This window comes from Acinetobacter sp. 1207_04, from assembly GCF_052850415.1.
Map to the genome: position 1 here is coordinate 159281 of NZ_VXCQ01000005.1, position 20988 is coordinate 180268.

20 protein-coding genes are annotated in these 20988 nt (G+C 38.9%); 12 read left to right on the forward strand and 8 right to left on the reverse strand.

The genetic code is table 11. The features are described from left to right. Positions 1 to 69 precede the first annotated feature (69 nt). Positions 70 to 510 carry a D-aminoacyl-tRNA deacylase gene (gene dtd / locus FW754_RS06325; RefSeq protein ID WP_446324143.1) on the forward strand — a complete coding sequence of 147 codons (441 nt, stop codon included), beginning with the start codon at positions 70 to 72 and terminating at the stop codon, positions 508 to 510. 63 nt (positions 511 to 573) lie between these two features. On the opposite strand, the gene FW754_RS06330 is transcribed toward dtd, so the two are convergent. The 3 genes from FW754_RS06330 to serB all read right to left on the reverse strand — a co-directional run bounded on the left by FW754_RS06330 (position 574) and on the right by serB (position 3267). After that, positions 574 to 1053: an SCP-2 sterol transfer family protein gene (locus FW754_RS06330; protein ID WP_409510641.1), complete on the reverse strand. Its 480-nt coding sequence runs from the start codon at positions 1051 to 1053 to the stop codon at positions 574 to 576. A 263-nt stretch (positions 1054 to 1316) separates the two neighbouring features. Further along, on the reverse strand, positions 1317 to 1631 hold the full coding sequence (gene aciT, locus FW754_RS06335; protein WP_409510640.1) for an AciT family ciprofloxacin tolerance protein: 315 nt from the start codon (positions 1629 to 1631) through the stop codon (positions 1317 to 1319). A gap of 415 nt (positions 1632 to 2046) precedes the next feature. Beyond that, positions 2047 to 3267 (reverse strand): phosphoserine phosphatase SerB, encoded by a 1221-nt coding sequence (serB, locus tag FW754_RS06340; RefSeq protein WP_409510639.1) that lies wholly within the window; start codon positions 3265 to 3267, stop codon positions 2047 to 2049. A 77-nt stretch (positions 3268 to 3344) separates the two neighbouring features. Here serB and FW754_RS06345 point away from each other — a divergent pair, with 77 nt between their 5' ends. The 8 genes from FW754_RS06345 to glmS all read left to right on the forward strand — a co-directional run bounded on the left by FW754_RS06345 (position 3345) and on the right by glmS (position 11746). Then, positions 3345 to 4610, forward strand: a complete 1266-nt coding sequence (locus FW754_RS06345) for a hypothetical protein (RefSeq protein ID WP_446324144.1) — start codon at positions 3345 to 3347, stop codon at positions 4608 to 4610. A gap of 302 nt (positions 4611 to 4912) precedes the next feature. Continuing rightward, the gene (ribBA, locus tag FW754_RS06350; RefSeq protein ID WP_419346234.1) at positions 4913 to 6031 is read left to right on the forward strand and encodes a bifunctional 3,4-dihydroxy-2-butanone-4-phosphate synthase/GTP cyclohydrolase II; all 1119 of its coding nucleotides are present in this window, start codon (positions 4913 to 4915) and stop codon (positions 6029 to 6031) included. Between the two features lie 119 nt (positions 6032 to 6150). Beyond that, positions 6151 to 6621 carry a 6,7-dimethyl-8-ribityllumazine synthase gene (gene ribH / locus FW754_RS06355; RefSeq protein WP_409510636.1) on the forward strand — a complete coding sequence of 157 codons (471 nt, stop codon included), beginning with the start codon at positions 6151 to 6153 and terminating at the stop codon, positions 6619 to 6621. 3 nt (positions 6622 to 6624) lie between these two features. After that, positions 6625 to 7074, forward strand: coding sequence for a transcription antitermination factor NusB (gene nusB, locus FW754_RS06360; RefSeq protein WP_409510635.1), 450 nt, complete (start codon positions 6625 to 6627; stop codon positions 7072 to 7074). Positions 7075 to 7092: 18 nt separating this feature from the next. Next, entirely contained in the window at positions 7093 to 8010 is a 918-nt protein-coding gene (thiL, locus tag FW754_RS06365) for a thiamine-phosphate kinase (RefSeq protein WP_446324145.1), read from the forward strand. Beyond that, on the forward strand, positions 7988 to 8509 hold the full coding sequence (locus FW754_RS06370; protein ID WP_409510633.1) for a phosphatidylglycerophosphatase A family protein: 522 nt from the start codon (positions 7988 to 7990) through the stop codon (positions 8507 to 8509). The genes thiL and FW754_RS06370 overlap by 23 nt, the downstream gene beginning before the upstream one ends. A gap of 21 nt (positions 8510 to 8530) precedes the next feature. Continuing rightward, the gene (gene glmU, locus FW754_RS06375) at positions 8531 to 9895 is read left to right on the forward strand and encodes a bifunctional UDP-N-acetylglucosamine diphosphorylase/glucosamine-1-phosphate N-acetyltransferase GlmU (protein WP_446324146.1); all 1365 of its coding nucleotides are present in this window, start codon (positions 8531 to 8533) and stop codon (positions 9893 to 9895) included. A 12-nt stretch (positions 9896 to 9907) separates the two neighbouring features. Continuing rightward, the gene (gene glmS / locus FW754_RS06380) at positions 9908 to 11746 is read left to right on the forward strand and encodes a glutamine--fructose-6-phosphate transaminase (isomerizing) (RefSeq protein ID WP_446324147.1); all 1839 of its coding nucleotides are present in this window, start codon (positions 9908 to 9910) and stop codon (positions 11744 to 11746) included. A gap of 92 nt (positions 11747 to 11838) precedes the next feature. Here the strand turns inward: glmS and FW754_RS06385 are convergent, their stop codons facing one another. The 4 genes from FW754_RS06385 to mhpT form a co-directional block, all read right to left on the reverse strand. After that, the gene (locus FW754_RS06385) at positions 11839 to 12120 is read right to left on the reverse strand and encodes a DUF4031 domain-containing protein (RefSeq protein WP_446324148.1); all 282 of its coding nucleotides are present in this window, start codon (positions 12118 to 12120) and stop codon (positions 11839 to 11841) included. Positions 12121 to 12264: 144 nt separating this feature from the next. After that, on the reverse strand, positions 12265 to 13218 hold the full coding sequence (locus FW754_RS06390) for a bile acid:sodium symporter family protein (protein ID WP_409510629.1): 954 nt from the start codon (positions 13216 to 13218) through the stop codon (positions 12265 to 12267). Next, on the reverse strand, positions 13218 to 13850 hold the full coding sequence (gene pncA, locus FW754_RS06395; protein WP_409510628.1) for a bifunctional nicotinamidase/pyrazinamidase: 633 nt from the start codon (positions 13848 to 13850) through the stop codon (positions 13218 to 13220). The genes FW754_RS06390 and pncA overlap by 1 nt, the downstream gene beginning before the upstream one ends. 465 nt (positions 13851 to 14315) lie before the next feature. Then, positions 14316 to 15527: a 3-(3-hydroxy-phenyl)propionate transporter MhpT gene (mhpT, locus tag FW754_RS06400; RefSeq protein ID WP_446324175.1), complete on the reverse strand. Its 1212-nt coding sequence runs from the start codon at positions 15525 to 15527 to the stop codon at positions 14316 to 14318. A 694-nt stretch (positions 15528 to 16221) separates the two neighbouring features. Between mhpT and dapA the strand changes: the two genes are divergently transcribed. From dapA to purC, 3 genes are read left to right on the forward strand one after another with little or no spacing between them, the layout of a single operon-like run. Next, positions 16222 to 17118, forward strand: coding sequence for a 4-hydroxy-tetrahydrodipicolinate synthase (gene dapA, locus FW754_RS06405; protein WP_446324149.1), 897 nt, complete (start codon positions 16222 to 16224; stop codon positions 17116 to 17118). Between the two features lie 15 nt (positions 17119 to 17133). After that, positions 17134 to 17739, forward strand: coding sequence for a lipoprotein-34 precursor (NlpB) (locus tag FW754_RS06410; RefSeq protein ID WP_446324150.1), 606 nt, complete (start codon positions 17134 to 17136; stop codon positions 17737 to 17739). Positions 17740 to 17775: 36 nt separating this feature from the next. Further along, on the forward strand, positions 17776 to 18495 hold the full coding sequence (gene purC, locus FW754_RS06415) for a phosphoribosylaminoimidazolesuccinocarboxamide synthase (protein ID WP_409510625.1): 720 nt from the start codon (positions 17776 to 17778) through the stop codon (positions 18493 to 18495). A 75-nt stretch (positions 18496 to 18570) separates the two neighbouring features. Here purC and FW754_RS06420 read toward each other — a convergent pair whose 3' ends face one another. Next, entirely contained in the window at positions 18571 to 20943 is a 2373-nt protein-coding gene (locus FW754_RS06420) for a glycerophosphodiester phosphodiesterase family protein (protein ID WP_446324151.1), read from the reverse strand. Positions 20944 to 20988: the final 45 nt, after the last annotated feature.

The window sequence follows — 20988 nt, forward strand, 5'->3', positions numbered from 1 at the left end:
TTATTCGTATCTAATCAATACACTCTCTTGTTACACTAAGCTATATTCATCATCGTTTTAAAGAAGTACATGCGCGCACTATTACAAAGAGTTCTTGAGGCAAAAGTTGTTGTCGATGGTCAAACTACAGGCAAAATTGACACAGGAATTTTGGTCTTTTTGGGGATTGGTAAAGAAGATAACTTCGAAAAAGGCAAAAAGCTGATTGATAAAATCTTAAAATATCGTTTTTTTGATGATGAACAAGGAAAAATGGGCTGGAATATCAGTCAAGCCAATGGTGGCTTACTTCTTGTTTCACAGTTTACCCTCATGGCACAAACACAAAAAGGCTTACGTCCCGACTTTGGGCCTGCTATGCCACCAAACGATGCCCAAGCCTTATATGAGCAAATTGTTACTTATGCACAAGCACAATTTGAGCATGTACAAACAGGCATTTTTGGTGCAGATATGAAAGTTCACTTGGTCAATGATGGCCCAGTAACCTTCAATTTAGAAGTAGAATAAAATGTCAAAGCAAAATATCTAAGACAAAAAAAATCCTCGAATTCGAGGATTTTTTAAATCGTATTAACGCCCAGTTTTATCTTTTAAAAATTGACGTGCAACTTTAATTTTGTCTTTTACCGACTTTGGAACCTTAGGTGGAATCAAACGCGCCACTTGGTTAAACCAAACGAGTAGACTGAAATCACCTTCCATTTTGATCGTACCATTTTGCATGCCTGTCATGAATGCAGATGGATCACCCTTAATTAAGGTTTTAACACCCTGCTCGCTATCTGCAAATTGCAAAATAAAATCTGCTTTTTGCTCATCACCCGAAACGGTATCAATTTGACCATTATTGACTAAAATTTGACGAGCAACACCAAGATCAGTCCCGATTTGAATACGGAACTGACGGTCATGTGTCAATTCAACAAATTTTGGACTCGTACGAGCCAATTGTTTCATACGTAATGCTAGTCCAAGTACCATCAAGTCAAGCGGGTCTGTACTCGCATCAACAATAGGTAACTTTACAACGGGTATTGAAGAAAGTTTCATGACATTTAAGCCTGTTGTTTTAATTTAAAACTGTGGAATTCAGAAATTGGATCACATCCTAGCATATCTTACTATTTTTAAGCCGTAGTTATTTACAAATGTTTTGACCCATTTGTCACTTTATTCAATAGCAAATTATCTATAAAAAAAGGTATATCATTTTGATATACCTTGATATGTCTAACATTAATTTTTTTAGTGTAAAAATAGTCAGTTTAAACTGTAATGTCTGTGCATATTAAAGATGTTTGAGCTAAAAATGACTATTCATCTTCATACACAGGCGTATGCTCAATATATTGACGACGCGCTAAAGCTTTTTGCGCTCGGTTGTCTGCACCAAGTAAAAATACGGTCAATCCGATCATTGCTAAGCTAATGGCGCCCAAATAGCTGAACGCCAAAGACAAGTCTAAAAAATGTTGAATGCCGTAACGGATCGTTTCTAGAATTCCCCAAAACAACATCCCTGCAAGCATAAACCCTAACCAATGACGGTATGGGGAAAATAAAACAGTGATCAACGCTACTGCGATTAGACCAAATCCAATCATCGATGCAAAAGTCGCTGTTACCATAAAAACCTCCGTCAAAACCAAAAATGCTGAATCACATTTAAATCCTGTTTCACAACAATCGAGCACACTTATATTTAATCTTTTTTGCATGCTTATCATGAGCCTTGAAATGCATTATGGAGATTTTTTTTAAGAAGGAAAGTCTTGTTTCGATCTATAACGACACACAATGACGCAACATTGCTTTGTCATTACATTTTTATTTTAAACATTTTGCTGAGAGCCTATTCAGGATCAATTCTTGCGTGTCATTACAAAAAAATACCATTTAATTTTTGCCTGAAAAATCTTTTTTATCGATTGTTTCTACTTTGATCAATCTATTCTTCGCTCTATGAAAAGCCCATCAATCTATCTAATTTATAAGTAAAAAAAGCGACTCGAAAGTCGCTTTTTTGTCATCAACCTGTAAGATTTATTCGTGATTCAAATCTTTGTCGTGTACGCCTAATAAATATAACACGCCATCTAAACCTACACTTGAAATGGCTTGATTAGCATTTTGACGAACCAAAGGTTTAGCACGAAATGCAACACCTAAGCCTGCAATTGAAAGCATTGGTAAATCATTCGCACCATCACCTACTGCAATTGCTTGCTCAGGTGAAATATTCATTTCATTGGCAATTTTCTGTAATAAAAAGGCTTTACGTGCGCCATCCACAATATGACCTTTGACTTCGCCTGTAACCATGCCATTTTCAACATCTAAAATATTGGCATGCACTTCATCAATGCCTAATTTTGCTTGTAAATATTCAGCAAAATATTGGAAACCACCCGATAGAATTACTGTTCGGTAACCGAGTGCTTTTAAGGTTGAAATTAAACGCTCCGCTCCTTCTGTCACTGTTAAGCGTTCAGCAATTTTAGGAAGAACAGAGGCATCCATACCTTTGAGTAAGGCAACACGTGCACGGAAACTTTGTTGAAAATCAAGCTCACCTTGCATAGCACGCTCAGTAATTTCAGCAACTTGCTCACCTACCCCTGCTTCAATCGCAAGCTCATCAATCACTTCTTGCTCAATGAGGGTTGAGTCCATATCAAAACAAACCAAACGGCGATTACGGCGATACGCATTGTCTTCTTGTACAGCGACATCAATGCTTAACTCAGCAGAAAGACGTAAACATGCTGCTCGCATGGCTTGTGCATCAAGCATTTGCCCTTTTAAACCAAACTCAACACATGAGCGTTGCAAAATATCTTGTTGTCCATCACGCTCAGGACGACCTGACAAACGTGTCACCGTTTCGATGTTAAAGCCTTGATTCGATACGATCTGCGTCACTTGCTTTAAATGCTCCGCAGTCAGTTCGGGTGCAAGTGCCGTCACGATATAACGTGTACGTCCACCTTCACTAACCCATTGATCGTAATCTGTGCCTGTGATTGGTTTAAATCGAACTGTTAAACCGATATCATGTGCTAAAATAAGGATATCTTTCATTGCAAGTGCAGTCGCAGTCTGATCATCTGACGAAACAACAATGCCTAAAGTCAATTGATTATGAATAACCGCCTGACCGACATCGAGTATTTGCAAAGAATGTACGGAAAGTACCTGCATTAACCGAGTAAACTGATTCGGCTGGTCAGGTCCTAAAAAGGATATAAGAATGATTTCTTGCATGAATTGACTCGGGTCTGAGCTACAACTATTGTTAGAATCATAATCGAAATCGAATATTTTTTCTTTGGAAGTTTACGTTGAATGCACCAAGACAAGGGCTTTTTGCTAGCCTACTTACCGTAAGTTTTGCATTACACACATTTTTATTGGTAATCGCAACCACTCACCAACTGAACGAAAATCGTGCGAGTCAGGGACAACTGATGACAAGTCAGCTCGTCACAGACAGCGTTGCTGAGCTTGAACCTGCCAATACGGTGTCCTTAGCTTTACTTGCCAATCGTTATGCGACCAATCCAAGTGTGGCATCTATTCGCATTCTCGATGCTAAAAATCAAGTGCTAGCAACGAGTGGCATGGCAAAAACTCGTCAGGGTGAGGTTTTTGTCCGTGATGCGCTACAAAATGAAAAGAAAGTCGGTAGCATTGAAATTACGCTGATTAAACCAAGCATTGGTGAAATTCTACGTACACAATGGTTAGCCATTTTAGTTTCACTCATTATTCATGGCTTATTGTGGTTAGCATATCGTGCGATTGCTCGACCAACACGTAGTGAATACTTGGCACGTGTAAACCATGAGTCACGTTTGAAACATGAAATTATTCAATTGACTGAAGCACTTGCAGCAGAAAAATCTGCACAAAGTTTAAGTCATGCGGTTGCAGCGCAAAAATCTGAAGTAGCAAAAGTCGAAGTCGCTCAAACAAATCCTTCTGAAATGAAAAATGTTTTAGCACTCAACATTCAATTTTACGATCCAAAACAGTTAATCAATACTATTAACAGCTCTGTATCTAAACCGTATTTTAATTTGTGCCAAATTTTCTTAAATAAAAGTATTGTCCTGTGTGCACAACATTATAAATTGTCTTCAAACGATTTTATCCGAGAGCAAGAATTTAACAAAAATGGTGCAACCATTAGTATTGCAGCTGATCGCCCTGATGCAGCAGCATGTTTACTGATGATTGGTTCAGTGTTCCAACTGTTATCTGAAGTCCTCTACAAACGCTATCGTGAAGAAAAACGTTTTGTCCTACAAACTCGTAGTGCTGTTGCCTCGCAAGTCGAAGATATGAAAATCAATTCAGTACAAGCTGCAGAACGTCTATCACAGCATCTAATTGCTCGTGAAATGGCACTATACTTGGACAGCCAACACTTAAAAGTCATTACTGATCATTATCAGTTGGTCGCATTGCCAAATCCAAGTAATGTACTAACACGCCATGCGTATATGATTAATGGCATGAATAGCGAATCGGCTGAACTTGCCCATGCCATTCGTACTGAAATTTTACAAAGTAAGAAAAAAGCAGCGCAACTTGAATCTGAATAATTTCATCTTCTAAGCCAAGCTTTAAAAATCCCTGTATAACAGATGTTGTACGGGGATTTTTTTATCTTGCCCAAAATATAGATAAGGACTAAATAAAATCTGCAAACTGAATGTTCAATGTTTAAACTAAAACAATCACCTTTCAAATTTTCTTCCCTTTTCATTCCCCTACAAGCTTGTGTATAACTATGTACGGCAACGCCACATGATAAGCATAGGCAAAACATGTAAAAACACGTTAGACTATAGCGCAATGAATTCAATCAAAATGTCCGACAGACAGAACAAAAAGGTGAAGGTTGATGCCGCTCAATACCGTTGAAGAGCTTGTAGCAGATATCCGTGCAGGCAAAATGGTCATCCTCATGGATGATGAAGACCGTGAAAATGAGGGTGATCTGGTGATTGCCGCGACTCACGTTCGCGCTGAAGACATCAACTTTATGATCACCCATGCTCGAGGCTTGGTTTGTTTAACACTGAGTCGTGACCGTTGTGCACAGCTAAATTTGCCTTTAATGGTCGATGCGAATGGTGCTCAACATGGAACAAATTTTACGCTTTCAATTGAAGCCGCGAACGGTATTTCAACAGGTATTTCCCCTGCTGAACGTGCGCATACGATTCAAACAGCAGTTGCGGCACATGCAAAACCTGCGGATATTGTACAACCAGGACATATTTTCCCTTTGATGGCACAGCCAGGTGGCGTATTGCACCGTGCAGGTCATACAGAAGCAGGTTGTGATCTTTCACGTCTAGCGGGTCTTGAACCTGCCTCTGTGATTTGTGAAATCATCAATGAAGATGGCACGATGGCACGCCGCCCTGATTTAGAAGTTTTTGCTGAAAAGTATGGCTTGAAAATAGGCACGATTGCTGACCTAATTCATTACCGTATGACCAATGAACAAACAGTTGAACGTATTGATCAGCAAAGCATTGATACTGAATATGGAACTTTTGATTTGTACCGCTACCGTGAACTCGGAAACCCTGACATTCATATCGCTTTAGTTAAAGGTGAGCCTAAAGATGGCATCACGACTGTTCGTGTACATGGTTTCAACCCTGCACGTGACTTGCTCAAGCTAAACAAAAAAGATGGTGAGCCTGCTTGGAACTTAGATAAAGCACTCAAAACCATTGCAGACAGTGATCGTGGTGTTTTAGTTTGGATCGGTCAGCGCCATTTATCGGATTTAGGCCCTGCCTTAGAAGAACTTGGTAAACCAAAACCAACCAAATCAAATTCTGCACTTTCACAACAATATCAAACCATTGGTGTGGGTGCACAAATATTACGTGATCTCGGCGTTGAGAAAATGAAACTGCTCAGCTCACCATTACGTTTCAACGCATTATCTGGTTTTAACCTTGAAGTTGTAGAATATTGTTCTGCAAATCAAACTAAAAACTAATAATTTGTAAACAGATTTCTTTTTTCTATCACCGCCTTTTGAATTTTTTAAAAATACAAAATGGATGCACCAGATAAAAGAAATCTATTAAAAACTCTTGTGAAATCATCGAGGTTGCTATGGCGATTCGCCGAATTGAAGGTTTATTACATCTTGCGAGCGAAGACCGTTACGCAATTTTAGTTGGTCGTTTTAACAGCTTTGTTGTTGAACATTTACTTGAAGGTGCAATTGATACGTTGCATCGTCATGGCGTTAGCGATGATAATATCACTGTCGTTCATGCACCTGGCGCATGGGAACTTCCTGTTGTCGCTAAAAAATTAGCAGAGTCAGGCAAATTTGATGCTGTTATCGCACTTGGCGCAGTGATTCGTGGTAGCACACCGCATTTTGACTTCGTTGCTGGCGAATGTGCCAAAGGTTTAGGTGTAGTTGGTTTAGATACTGGCTTACCTGTGATCAATGGTGTATTGACTACGGACAGTATTGAACAGGCGATTGAACGCTCTGGTACAAAAGCAGGTAATAAAGGTGGTGAAGCTGCCCTTACTGCTATTGAAATGGTTAACCTGTTAAAGGCAATTTAAAGCATGTCGCAAACACTCCAAGCTACTTATGCAGCAAAACGTAAAGCACGTCGCTTTGCTGTACAAGGGATTTATGAATGGCAAATGAGCCACAACCCAGTCCATGAAATTGAAGCACGTACTCGTGTAGACAATGCCATGCACAAAGTGGATCTCGGCTATTATCATGAGTTGCTCACTGAAGTGATCGCAAACCATGAAGCATTGGATGCTTTACTTTTACCCGTTCTAGATCGTGAAATCAAAGCACTTGATGGCGTGGAATTGGCGACTTTGCGTTTAGGCGCTTATGAGCTCAAAGATCACATCGAAATTCCATATCGTGTTGTGCTAGATGAAGCGATTGAATTGGCAAAACACTTTGGTGGTGCAGACAGTCACAAATACATCAATGGTGTATTAGACCGTCTTGCAAATAGTCTGCGCGAAGCAGAAAAGCAACAGGCTAAATAAGCCTTCGTTGTATTTGACATGGCTGAGTTTTCTATTATTGACACTTATTTTAATCGTCAGAAACTTTCTGATGACGATTTAGGTGTCGGCGATGACTCAGCCTTAGTCACTCCCCCTCCCGGTCACCAGTTGGTCATCTGTGCAGATACCTTGGTTGCTGGTCGACATTTCCCTTACGATACTTCACCACATGCCATTGGTTGGAAAAGTGTCGCTGTTAATTTATCTGACATTGCAGCAATGGGTGCTAAACCTCATAGTATTTTGCTTGCACTGAGCTTACCCCAAATTGATCATGCTTGGCTCAAAGGTTTTAGCCAAGGACTATATGATTGTTGTGATCAATTTGGTGTGCGCTTAATTGGTGGTGATACCACACAAAGTCCTCATCTCACCCTTTCTGTCACCGCAATGGGATGGATTGAAGCAGGTCAAGCCGTCACACGTTCAGGCGCTCAAGTCGATGATTTGGTGGTCGTCAGTGGTACAATCGGTGATGCTGCTTTTGGGTTACAACACTTAGGGCATCCCTTACAACAACGTCTTGATTATCCAACGCCACGTTGTGAACTCGGTCATTTGCTCAGAGGTTTAGCTCACAGCATGATTGATATCTCTGATGGATTAGCACAAGATCTCGGGCATATTCTCAAAGCATCACAGGTTGGTGCTGTTCTTAACCTGAATCAACTTCCTATCAGCCCTGCACTTAAAAGCCTTCCTGAATCGCAGCAATTGCAATACGCACTCGCAGGTGGTGATGATTATGAGTTATGTTTTACAATAAGCCGCCAAAATTACGAAAAACTTTTGCAATTACAACCCAATGTAAAAACAACAATCATCGGGACAGTAAAACAGCAATATGGACTCACTTTTGAAAAAGATGGCTTAGATCACTCTCTTCAATTTAATGGATATCAACACTTTGCATAAACCGCCTATTGTCTTTAAAAATATGACTTGGTCTGAACGCATCATTGTATTTTGTGGTGTTGGTTTTGGTTCAGGACTTGCACCGAAAGCACCTGGAACGTTTGGTTCTGCATTTGCTTTATTATTTGTGCCTCTGTGGCTTGCAATGGGTTTTTATGGCTCTATCTTAACCATAACAATTATGTCACTGATTGGCATTTGGATTTGTGGTAAAACCGCCGAAATTATTCATGTACATGATGACGGACGTATTGTTTGGGATGAATTTGCAGGACAATCTATTACATTTTTGCCCTTAATTTATTTAGGTCAAATAAACTGGATTTGGGTCTTGGTCGGATTTGGACTCTTCCGCTTATTTGATGTGTGGAAACCATGGCCTATACGTGTCATCGATCAAAAAATTGATGGTGGCTTTGGTATTATGTTTGATGACATTATTGCAGGACTTTGGGCTGCGTTATGTATTATAATTTATCTATATTTTAGAATGGCTTAAGCCAAAATAATAGGGTGTTTTATGTCAACAACAGTAATTATTCTTGCTGCAGGTAAAGGAACACGTATGCGCTCCCAATTACCTAAAGTGCTACAGCCCTTAGCAGGAAAACCATTATTGGGTCATGTAATTGAAACAGCAAAAAAACTACAAGCTAAAAATATTATTACAATTTTTGGTCATGGCGGTGACACAGTACAAAAAGCTTTTTCACATGAAAATATTCAATGGGTTGAACAAGCTGAACAGCTCGGTACGGGTCATGCAGTCAAAGTGACTTTACCTGTATTGCCAAAAGATGGAGTCTCACTCATTCTGTCAGGTGATGTGCCTTGTGTTCAACAAAGTACACTACAACGTTTGTTAGATGTATCAACGGCAACAGGAATTGGTTTAGTAACGTTAACCCTTGCTGATTCTACAGGCTATGGTCGGATTGTACGTAAGGATGGAAAAATTCAAGCGATTGTTGAACATAAAGATGCGTCTGAAGAGCAGCGTCAAATTAAAGAAATTAACACTGGTATTTACTGCGTCAGCAATTCCAAATTGCATGAATGGTTGCCAAAACTGAGCAATGACAATGCCCAAGGTGAATATTACCTAACAGATATCGTAGCAATGGCTTTGGCTGATGGTATGGAAATCGCCTCAATTCAACCTGAATTGGCTTTTGAAGTTGAAGGGATTAATGACCGTATTCAACTTGCTGCTTTAGAGGGTGAATTCCAAAACCATCAAGCTAAATTATTGATGCAACAAGGCGTGCATATTATTGATCCGCATCGTTTTGACTTACGTGGTCAGTTGCATGCAGGACAAGATGTGTGTATTGACATCAACGTGATCATTGAAGGTGAGTGTACTTTTGGTGACAATGTCGAAATTGGCGCAGGTAGTATCATTAAAAATACCACCATTGCAGCAGGAACCAAGGTTCAACCGTATAGCGTATTTGACAATGCAATTGTCGGTGAAAATGTGCAAATTGGTCCTTTTGCTCGCTTACGTCCTGGCGCTAAACTCGCGAATGAAGTCCACATTGGTAACTTTGTAGAAGTAAAAAATACGACTGTTGGTGTAGGCTCTAAAGCCAATCACTTCACTTATTTGGGTGATGCAGAAATTGGCGCAGGCTCAAATATTGGTGCGGGAACCATTACCTGTAACTATGACGGTGCAAATAAACATAAAACCATTATTGGTGACAACGCTTTTGTTGGTACGAACAACTCTCTTGTCGCACCAATTACCATTGGCAATGGCGCAACCACAGGTGCAGGCTCAGTCATTACTCAAGATGTTGCAGATAATAGCCTTGCATTTGAACGTGCAAAACAAATTTCAAAAGAAAATTATCAACGCCCTCAAAAGATTGCGAAATAAAAGGATATAAATATGTGCGGAATTGTTGGTGGCATTGCTGAACGTAGCATTACAGATATTTTAATTGAAGGTTTAAAGCGTCTTGAATACCGTGGTTACGATTCAGCAGGCGTTGCATTGGTCGATCAAGGTCACATTTTACGTGAACGCCGTGTCGGTAAAGTTGCCAATTTGGCAAATGCAGTGTCTGAATCAAAAATTGTAGGTTCACTTGGTATTGCACATACCCGTTGGGCGACTCACGGTAAACCGACTGAAAATAATGCCCATCCGCATATTTCAGGTACTGTAGCTGTCGTTCATAACGGTATTATTGAAAATTACCAAGAACTCAAAGATGACCTTGAAGCGCTTGGTTATGTATTCACATCACAAACTGATACAGAAGTTGTTGCACATTTAGTTAATGATGCACTGAAAACAACACCTGATTTAATGAAAGCTGTTGAACAAGTTGTTCCACAACTTAAAGGTGCTTATGCACTCGGTATTGTGCATACAAATCATCCTGATGAACTCATTGCTGTACGTGAAGGTTCACCACTTGTGATTGGTGTGGGTATTGGTGAGAACTTTATTAGTTCCGATCAATTGGCTTTATTGCCTGTAACCAACCGTTTTATGTACCTTGAAGAAGGTGATATTGCACGTATTACCCGTTCAAGTATTGATGTTTATGTCAACGGTCAAGCGGTTGAACGTCCAATTAAAGAATTAGATGCTACTGTCAGCAATGCTTCAAAAGGTGAATATAAGCATTACATGCTCAAAGAAATTTACGAGCAACCTGAAGCAATTCAGCAAACCATCTCTCAAGCACTCAATGGTAATGCTCTACGTGATGATTTCTTGAAAAATGCTGAAATTGATTTTACCAATATTCAACAAGTACAAATTTTAGCCTGTGGTACAAGTTATCATTCAGGCATGATTGCAAAATATTGGCTAGAACAACTCATTAATCTACCTTGCCAAGTAGAAATTGCAAGTGAATTCCGTTATCGCTCACCTGTGATTGTAGCAAATACATTATATCTATGTATTTCTCAATCTGGTGAAACGGCCGATACCCTTGCAGCACTCCGTGATACGCAAAAACGTGCCGCTGAAAAGAATCTATCGATCAGCACCATGGCAATTTGTAACGTAGCAACTTCGTCAATGATTCGTGAAACTGATCACCACTTATTGACACTTGCAGGTCCTGAAATTGGTGTTGCATCGACTAAAGCATTCACCACTCAGCTTGCAGCGCTGATGTTATTGGCATTGAAAATTGGTCAAGTAAAGCAAAGTATTTCGACTGAGCATTTAACAGATATTGCAGCAGCTTTGTGGCATACACCAAAAGTAATTTTGGATACTTTACAGCAAGATAAAGACATTTTACGTTTATCTGAACTGTTCAAAGAAAAGCAACATTGCTTATTTTTAGGTCGTGGTACACAGTTCCCAATTGCTTTGGAAGGTGCATTGAAACTGAAAGAAATTTCATATATTCATGCAGAAGGTTATGCAGCAGGTGAATTGAAACACGGTCCATTGGCATTGGTTGACAATGACATGCCTGTAGTGATTCTTGCACCAAATGATGACATGCTCGAAAAATTAAAATCGAACATGGAAGAAGTTCAAGCTCGTGGTGGTGAACTATTTGTTTTTGCAGATGAAAATAGCGGAATCAAGGAAAAAGATCGTCAGCATATGGTCAATATCCCAACTGTCGATAATTGGTTAGCGCCAATTGTGTACAGTATTCCTGTTCAGCTTTTGTCTTACCATGTTGCGGTTCTTCGTGGTACCGATGTGGATCAACCACGTAACTTGGCAAAATCTGTAACTGTTGAGTAATCAAATACTTAATAAGATGTGTAGCATATAATCACGCTACCCTAGTTAAAAATAGTCAACCTTAGCGTTGGCTATTTTTATTTCAAAATCAGTCAATCAGAATCTGATTGACGCTGTTTAAGCTGTACTTTTAAAATTTTCCCTACAGCAATAATCGTTTGACGATCCGAATCCAAAGCGCCATATAACAGTGCTATTTCCCTCATCTCTAGAGTAATATCATAATGTGGATAGGATGCATTGCGATGAAATAATCGAGCATCAATATTCATATTCTGTGCAAAGATATGTAATTCTTCAAGTGTATCTGCCATCAAATGACACCACAGCTTCTCTTTAAACTGTACACGGGCACGATCTACATAAACTGCCACAAAAAGATTTCCTTAAAATGTAAAATGCTTGAATCATCAATATTTTAAATCCTAAATGCAACTAATCAATATTGAATCCTTGTTGTAAATTGGAATCATCGCATACAAAAAAGAGAGCCGTAGCTCTTTTAATGATTCAAATTTTTAAGATTGATCTTCCTTCATATTATCCGCTTTCGCTGCCCAATAAGTTGCCAAAGCAGGCCCTGAAATATTGTGCCATAAACTAAAAATTGCACTCGGTACAGCCGTCACGGGAGATGTGGCAAAATGCAATGCTGCAAGCGTCACACCTAAACCTGAATTTTGCATACCGACTTCAATCGAAACGGCTTTGGCATCGGCATAAGGTAGTTTAAACAAACGACTTGCCCAATAACCAAGTAGAAAACCCAAGCCATTGTGCAACATCACTACGCCTAAAATTAGTAAGCCTGATTGCAAAATAGAAGCTTTACTTGCCGCAATAATTGCAGCCACAATTAAAACAATCGCAATCACTGAAATCAGTGGCATTACCTGAATATATTGTTCTGTTTTTTGCTTAAAGAATGTTCTGAGCATTACCCCTAAAATAATCGGGAAAATCACCACTTTTAAAATATCAATAAACATTGAACCTGCATCAATCGGAATCCATTGACTTGCCAACACATAGAAAATAGCGGGTGTTAATACAGGTGCAAGAAATGTCGATACAGAAGTACAGGCGACAGAAAGTGCGGTATTGGCTTTTGCCATATAAGCAATCACATTAGATGCTGTACCTCCTGGGCAACAACCGACAAGAAGTACACCGACAGCAATTTCAGCAGGCAATTGGAAAATTTGACATAGCGCATAAGCCAGCCCTGGCATAATCACAAACTGCGCCACCACGCCAATAAAAACTGCCTTTGGACTTTGCAGCACGCCCTTAAAATCATCCACTGTCATGGTCATACCCATTCCAAGCATAATAATCCCAAGTACCCAAGGAATGTAGGCTTTCATCCATACAAAAGCTGAAGGAAAACACAACGCAATAAAAGCAAAAAATACGACCCAAAGTGCAAAGGTTTTTTGTATAAATTGATTGAATTTTAAAATAACCGACATCAGTGACTCGCTGCAAAAATATCTTGTGCAACCACGCGTTTCACGCCAGATGCCAACATGTTTTGCCATGCATGTTGCAATGAACCTTGTAAATCAATGGCTTTGGTTGCATCTGCAATCACATAAGATTTAAAGCCCTTTTTTGCTGCGTCTATTGCTGTCCATGCCACACAAAAATCAGTTGCAATCCCAACAATATAAACCGTATCAACCCCTCGTTCTTTTAAATACCCAGCCAAACCTGTTGATGTTTGATGATCGGCTTCCATAAATGCCGAATAACTGTCAATTTCAGAATGAAAACCTTTACGAATAATCAATTGCGCACGAGGAATATTCAAATCAGGATGAAAATCAGCATCATGTGTGCCTTGTACACAGTGCGATGGCCACAAAACTTGTGTTCCATAATTCAATTCAACAGTATCAAATGGATCTTTCCCAGCATGATTTTCTGCAAAAGAAATATGGTTTTCAGGATGCCAATCTTGTGTCAGAACAATATTATCGAAATGCGTTGCAAGCTGATTAATCTTTGGAATAATTTGATCGGCATGAGCCACAGCCAAATGACCTCCAGGTGTAAATCCGTTCTGTACATCCACCACAATTAAAGCGCTATTGCATTGCATTTTTATCGTCCTTTTTTCAATCTTCGTCTTTGAACATACTATATATTGACACTCAGTATCTAAGCCTTTGCAAAAAAATAAAATGACTGATTTTCATAACAAAATAATAGTTAGGCAAATCTTGAATGAGTCGTGCTGAAAAACGAGAATAAATCCGAGCTTTTCATGCTATTGATGCATAAAAAAAGTAACTTAATTTATTTTTGAATGTAACGTAGTTGTTGATCTTGCATATTAAACTTAGCAATCAACTTTTTTGGGCTCAATACATCTCTCCTCAAGTGAAGCCTTATTCTTATTGTTCGTATGTGATTAAAACCTTTTTGCAAGTAATTATAAAGAACTTATCTATATGTCACATTCAATCATTGATTGTAACAACAATATTTGTCGCAAAAAAAAATCAACATTAAAAAGCCTGCAATTGCAGGCTCCCTTTTTTTGATATTGTATATTTAGATCATATTAATCAGCTTCTAAACGGCGGGTTAACAACACCATAATAATCGCTGAAATCACAATACATGGAATGGCTGCTGAAACCACACCAGCAGCCCCGCTACCCATTGCTAAAAGTTGCCCAGCAATTGCAGGTCCCATCATCGCACCAATACGACCTACTGCTGATGCTGCACCCACACCTTGACCACGTAAATGAGTCGGGTAAACAAAGCTACCAAATGCATAAAGTACACCCTGTCCACCAATGGTGAATGTACCCATAATGGCTGCTGCAACAAACATCATGTTTAATGTTGATGCGCCATTTAAACTAAATAAACCAATTAAAATACCCACATACATTAAAATAATCACATAGGCTTTATTCCAACGGTCAATTAGCATACCCAATGATACTGTGCCGATTGCAGCACCAATTTGGAAATATACCATTGCCATACTGCCGTCTTTACGTGTAAATCCTAGCTCGGTGAAGAGTGATGGTAACCAACTCAGCATGATGTAAACCACCATCAAAGTGAAGAAATAGCTCACCCAAAGTAACAATGTACGTGGTGCATATTCACGACTGAATAAGTCTTTGTACGATAATTCTTTTTTCTCTATCGATGCTTCTTTTTGTACTTTTAAAAATTCACGAGATTCCGGCAAAAACTTGATCATTAACGGTACCACGATCAATGGCACAAGACCGCCCACATAAAAAATCGTTTTCCAACTGCTCGCCATATCTGATGATGCAAGCTGTGCTGCAAGTAGCGAGACAATAATGGCACCTACAGGCATACCGCAATACATCAAACCCACTGCACGACCTCGATTTTTCACCGATACCGATTCTGATGCAAGTGCGATCAGATTCGGCATTGCCGCACCCAATCCTGCACCAGCTAAAAAGCGCACCAATAATAATGAATAGAAACTATTCACCCAAACCGTACATAAGGTAAAAAAAGCGAAAATTGTCACTGAAGCAATCAGTACTTTTTTACGACCAATCTGGTCGGCATAACGACCACCAACCAATGCACCTGGCAGTAATCCTAAAATACCCGCACTAAAAAATAGTCCGAGCTGTGAAGCATCTAATGCAAAATATTCTTTAATTCCTGCTGCCGCAACCCCTGCCGCTTGAATATCGATTCCTTCGATAACTGCAATTAAAAAACAAATCAACACGGTAGTCGTGGCGTGTTTTTTATCGCTTGAAGTCAGGGTTTCATTCATCCTAAAAATCCTTTTGATATAGCCGGAAAATAGCAATGCATCATCGCTTACTCTTTAGCGACAAATAACTATCAAAAAGTGTTAGAAAAAATGAGTTTTATCGTTTAAAAATTTTACTGCCCAATCTAAAGTGCCTCATTATTTAGCCAAAAAACCAATAACTAAATGTAAAACTTGAGTAAAACACTCAGAAATATATATGTTTATCAGAGTCTATTCTCAATCTATAAGAAGATTCAACGATGGCTTATATCATTTAAAACGATCAATAACCTATTAAAAGCCCTTGCCTTAGTTTAAATTTTAATAGCCTTTGTGTATTGCATCATCTTTTTAAGCTCTTATTTTCTACACTTTTTTAGATAAATGGTGATACCTTCTCTGAAGCAATTCAAAAATAGGCTTGCATAGATATTGAACGAGACTTTTCAGGACTCAATGTAGCGCGTAAACAGCATGTTTTAAATTTTGAATACTTCTTTATGAAAACTATTTGTTGCTTTTTATAAAGTTTTTTCATGCTTTGACTAAAGCATATTGTTCTAAAAGACTGAATCAGTCATAATTTGCATAAGCATTATTCAATCAATGACGATTGATTTACGCCCAAATCAAAAAACTGCAACCATTCCTGCTCGGTGACTGAACACTCAGTGGATGGTCAAATAGGATTTTTTTCAAAATGACTCAGCAAGCACAGATTATTCAAGGCTCAATTGTCGCACTCGTCACCCCTATGTTTGAAGATGGCAGCGTAGATTGGAAGGGTCTAGAAAAGCTCGTTGAGTGGCACATTGCACAAGGCACAAACAGCATTGTTGCTGTAGGCACAACGGGTGAAGCATCAACACTCAATATGGCAGAACACACACAAGTCATTAAAGAAGTGATTCGTGTTACCAATAAGCGTATTCCGATTATTGCAGGTACGGGTGCAAACTCAACACATGAAGCGATTGAACTGACCAAAGAAGCAAAAGAACTTGGTGCAGATGCAGCGCTTCTTGTAACGCCTTATTATAATAAACCGACCCAAGAAGGTCTGTTCCAACACTATAAAGCAATTGCTGAAGCTGTCGATTTACCTATTATTTTATATAATGTACCAGGTCGCACAGGTGTTGACATGCTCAACGAAACTGTCATTCGTCTAGCAAGTGTTCCTCATATTGTCGGCATCAAAGATGCAACAGGTGATGTACCTCGTGGTCAAGAGCTCCTTGAGGGTTTAAAAGGTACAGACATGATTGTTTATTCGGGTGATGATGCAACTGCACGTGAACTGATTGAGCTTGGTGCAAAAGGCAACATTTCAGTTACAGCAAATATTGCGCCTAAAATCATGAGTGATTTATGTGCGGCAGCATTAGAAGGCAACCATGAACTTGCTGTTCAATATGATCAGCAAGTTGCAAAATTAAACAATATTCTATTTTGTGAATCGAACCCAATTCCCGTCAAATGGGCACTTCACGAAATGGAATTAATTGGCACAGGCATTCGTCTACCATTAACTCCGCTTGCAGAACAATACCGTACGCCTTTGCGTGAAGAACTCAAAGCAGCTGGTATCATTTAATAAGAGCTTAGCATTATGCAATTACGTTTTGGTTTAACCCTTGCCCTTTCAGCTTTAAGTTTAGCGGGTTGTAGTTCAATTGGCATCAAAAATGGCTCTTTAGATTATAAAGATACAACCACTTTAGCACCGCTTAAATATCCTGAAGGTTCAATGGTTAGACCTGCAACGCCTTTGTATCCAGCACCTATTGTTGAGCAAATGGCGATTGATAATGCACCAAAGTTCGAAAATAAACGTGGTAACCGCTTTGAAGTGCCACGTCCAGACGATGCAAGTGTACAAGTAGTTGCTCAAAGCAGTGAAAGCTCTACAGAAGCAGGTCGTCCTCAAATTTTAACTGATGGAAATGCAAATCCGTTGATCAAAATTGATGGGAATTCTGCTACAATTTGGCAGTACACACTTGCCACACTCAGCAGCTTGAATCATACCGTTGTTGGCCAAAGCAAAAATGCTTATGAAGCAACTGTCAAAGTCGACAAAAAAACGTATGTCCTCAAACTCACTTCAGTGGGCTCTAGCAATAACCTTGCGGTGTTCAATACCGATAACAGTTTTGCCGACAAAGAAGTCGCTGTAGAATTGTTAACCCAGATTTACCAAAACTGGCCAGCCTAGTCGTTCTAGGCAATTTTTTTTGCAAAAGGTTCCCCCATGTTAAAACAAACCTTGCTCTATACTGGTAAAGCGAAATCTGTTTATGAAACTGATAGCGCAGATCATCTTATTTTGGTTTTCCGTGATGATGCTTCAGCATTCAACGGTGAAAAAATAGAGCAACTGGATCGTAAAGGTAAGGTGAATAACCGTTTTAACGCCTTTATTATGGAAAAATTGGCAGCAGCAGGTATTGAAACTCATTTTGAGAAACTGCTTTCGCCAACAGAAGTGTTAGTGAAGAAGTTAGCAATGATTCCTGTTGAATGTGTAATGCGTAACTACGCTGCAGGTTCATTGTGCCGCCGCTTAGGTGTTGAAGAAGGTTTAGAGCTTACACCTCCAACATTTGAATTGTTCTTCAAGGATGATGCTTTAGGCGATCCTATGGTGAATGAATCTCAAGCGATTGCACTTGGCTGGGCAAATGCTGAGCAATTGGCTCAAATGAAAGAATTAACTCAAAAAGTTAATGTTGTACTTAAAGACTTATTTGCTCAAGGCAACATGCTTCTTGTAGACTTCAAACTTGAATTTGGTGTGTTCCATGACCGTATCGTTTTGGGTGATGAATTCTCTCCAGACGGTTGCCGTTTATGGGATAAAGATACAAAGAAAAAACTCGACAAAGACCGTTTCCGTCAAGGTTTAGGTGGTGTTGTTGAAGCTTATGAAGAAGTTGCTACACGTATTGGTGTAGATCTTTCAGATATATAATTTACTTCTAGAAATTAGATACTGAAACTCCTAAAAAAACCGAGCTAAATAGCTCGGTTTTTTGTTGAAGTATATTTAGTTCACAATCATTTTAATCGGCTGACTATATAAATAATACGTATTCTGCGCATCTATTTGATATGAATAACCCGCTACAACATAAGCTGTACCTTTATCTGTAAAAATGAGTTGACCATTTTCAACTTTATGATTTGGTGAACCTTTTAGTACAACAAAATGTGTTGCGAGTGCTTTCAACATTGCACCATTCTGTGCTTTTAAACTCAATGGAATCGCACTCGCCTGCCCGACTTTCATATTCATTTGAGTATTCGCCTGAACATCAACAATCCAATTTGAATACTTGTGAATATCATTGGTGGTTACGCCGTTTAAACCAGCAATATACAACTGTTTAAAAGTCATATCATTTAAATTCCATGGCCAAAAACTTACACCACGCTGCTGTGCTTCATTAAAAATATTGACCAAATCTGCACGATACGATGGATGATACGATGCAACATATTTTTGAGCATCGGCGAGCAAATACTTCACATTGGCCGATTTATTCGCTGCATTTGGTAGACTACCGACTAAAACCCCTGCCGATACATGATTCATATTAGTTTTGACTTGCTGAATTTGATCGCGATTAAATGATGTTGTGACCACTTGATCGACCACATCATATTTTGTAATTTCAGCCTTTAAAGCTTGAACCAATGTCGGTTGACTACTCTTAATTTCAATCATCAACACAGTATTTTTATTTTTTTTCAGCCAAATAAAATATTCTGCCAAAGTCGGTACGTGATAATTTTTATGTGAGGTTCGTAATTGCTGAACTTCAGCAAGCGTCATTTCTTCAATTTTCCCTGTACCTTTGGTCGTACGGTTCACCGTATTATCATGCATCACTACAAGATGTTGATCTTTGGTCAGATAAATATCATTTTCAATAATATCTGCACCCAACGTCACAGCATGTGTAGCACTTTCAAGTGTATTTTCATCCTCAAGACTCGGTACACCACGATGCCCAATAATCAAAGGTCGGCGTAATAAAGTATTTTTAGGAAATTTTTTTAAAACTTCAGCATAAATATTGCTGTTTTGGCTCAAAATACCATTAACGCCTGTAGTTAAAATTGTGGCAGCATGTACATGATCTGTGACATTTTGCTTTGTCCATACGGTCATTAACCGACGTTGCAAATAACTTACACTCGGTTTATCAAGCCCCTGTGCAGGTAAGATCATAATTTTGCTATATGCTGCATTGGTTTTCACTACAAGTTCCGCTAAATTTTCAGTATGTTTTTTAGATGAACGATACTGACTTAAATCAAGTGCGGTACGCAGAGCAGGTAGCTTTTGATGTGCTTCTACTAAAATCTGTGCGTCTTTTGAAATCAAAGTGATATCAGATAAATCATCTTCTGGTACAAATTGTTTTAAAGCATCAATTGTTCGTATATCAGCAATATCGAATGCAAAGATTTTATTTTTGGGTCTTGTTTCTAAAAGTGATTTAAGATCACCAATTACTTTACCTGTAGCATCTAAAACACGTAATTTGTTATCAAGTTGATAATAGTATTGATTTGCTTGTGTGAATGATGCTGATGTTGCCTTTACATCGCCTATACCACTTTGAATAAGTGTTGGCGGTGCTGACAATTGAAATGCTGTATTTTGAATGGCGGATGCACTGGTTTTCAGTTCTGAAAGTGCAGCATTTTGCTCAGAGATGCTAATTTTACGAATCTTCATGATAATACCCGTAGCAGATAAACCAATATCCCCTCGTAAATGCTGCTGATCAATTTCGACATCTTGCATCAACTGACCATTTAGATAATGTTGTACTCGATTACCATGTACCACAATACTGGCTTGATAGCTCTGCCCTTCTTTAAGTGTCTGACCTGATTTCGCCTCAATAACATTCCATTGCCCGTTACTTTTACGATTACCAAACTCCGTACCATTTTTTGCAGTTACATCGCTACGTACTGTAAATTGATAGTAAGTCTTTGGGATAATGCCTTGAGTCGTCACAACATCGTACATCACACTGCCCCAACGAGAGCTGTTTAATGGCTGATCAAGACTAAACTCAACATCGATACGGTAGTTCTGTTGTTGCTCTAAACTAGATGGCAACAAAATTGAAGTCGGTTGTATGTCATTCGCTCGACCATCAATTTGTAAAACACCATTTTGAATACTGATATTTCCAGGATTATTACCTGGAATACGCCACTGCTGTGGCAAAGTCTGTTGCTGAACAAAATCAACTTGATACAATATTTTTGTTGTATTCTCTGTAAGATTTTCAGTTTGTTCTAATGATCTATTTTTATGAATTTCTACTGCTTGGCTAAATGGAGAAAAAAAGAAAATACAGCCAAATAATGCAGATGAGAGTAATGAAATTTTCATAATTTTATGTTCATTGCAGCATGATTTTTACGACATGACACAATG

Bases quoted from the DNA above. Each gene is read 5' to 3' on its own strand.
- nusB (WP_409510635.1), top strand. From the start codon at position 6,625: ATGTCGCAAACACTCCAAGCTACTTATGCAGCAAAACGTAAAGCACGT.
- ribH (WP_409510636.1), top strand. From the start codon at position 6,151: ATGGCGATTCGCCGAATTGAAGGTTTATTACATCTTGCGAGCGAAGAC.
- ribBA (WP_419346234.1), top strand. From the start codon at position 4,913: ATGCCGCTCAATACCGTTGAAGAGCTTGTAGCAGATATCCGTGCAGGC.
- serB (WP_409510639.1), bottom strand. From the start codon at position 3,267: ATGCAAGAAATCATTCTTATATCCTTTTTAGGACCTGACCAGCCGAAT.
- FW754_RS06390 (WP_409510629.1), bottom strand. From the start codon at position 13,218: ATGTCGGTTATTTTAAAATTCAATCAATTTATACAAAAAACCTTTGCA.
- dapA (WP_446324149.1), top strand. From the start codon at position 16,222: ATGACTCAGCAAGCACAGATTATTCAAGGCTCAATTGTCGCACTCGTC.
- FW754_RS06420 (WP_446324151.1), bottom strand. From the start codon at position 20,943: ATGAAAATTTCATTACTCTCATCTGCATTATTTGGCTGTATTTTCTTT.
- glmU (WP_446324146.1), top strand. From the start codon at position 8,531: ATGTCAACAACAGTAATTATTCTTGCTGCAGGTAAAGGAACACGTATG.
- FW754_RS06330 (WP_409510641.1), bottom strand. From the start codon at position 1,053: ATGAAACTTTCTTCAATACCCGTTGTAAAGTTACCTATTGTTGATGCG.
- FW754_RS06370 (WP_409510633.1), top strand. From the start codon at position 7,988: ATGGATATCAACACTTTGCATAAACCGCCTATTGTCTTTAAAAATATG.
- dtd (WP_446324143.1), top strand. From the start codon at position 70: ATGCGCGCACTATTACAAAGAGTTCTTGAGGCAAAAGTTGTTGTCGAT.
- aciT (WP_409510640.1), bottom strand. From the start codon at position 1,631: ATGGTAACAGCGACTTTTGCATCGATGATTGGATTTGGTCTAATCGCA.
- pncA (WP_409510628.1), bottom strand. From the start codon at position 13,850: ATGCAATGCAATAGCGCTTTAATTGTGGTGGATGTACAGAACGGATTT.
- glmS (WP_446324147.1), top strand. From the start codon at position 9,908: ATGTGCGGAATTGTTGGTGGCATTGCTGAACGTAGCATTACAGATATT.
- purC (WP_409510625.1), top strand. From the start codon at position 17,776: ATGTTAAAACAAACCTTGCTCTATACTGGTAAAGCGAAATCTGTTTAT.
- FW754_RS06410 (WP_446324150.1), top strand. From the start codon at position 17,134: ATGCAATTACGTTTTGGTTTAACCCTTGCCCTTTCAGCTTTAAGTTTA.
- thiL (WP_446324145.1), top strand. From the start codon at position 7,093: ATGGCTGAGTTTTCTATTATTGACACTTATTTTAATCGTCAGAAACTT.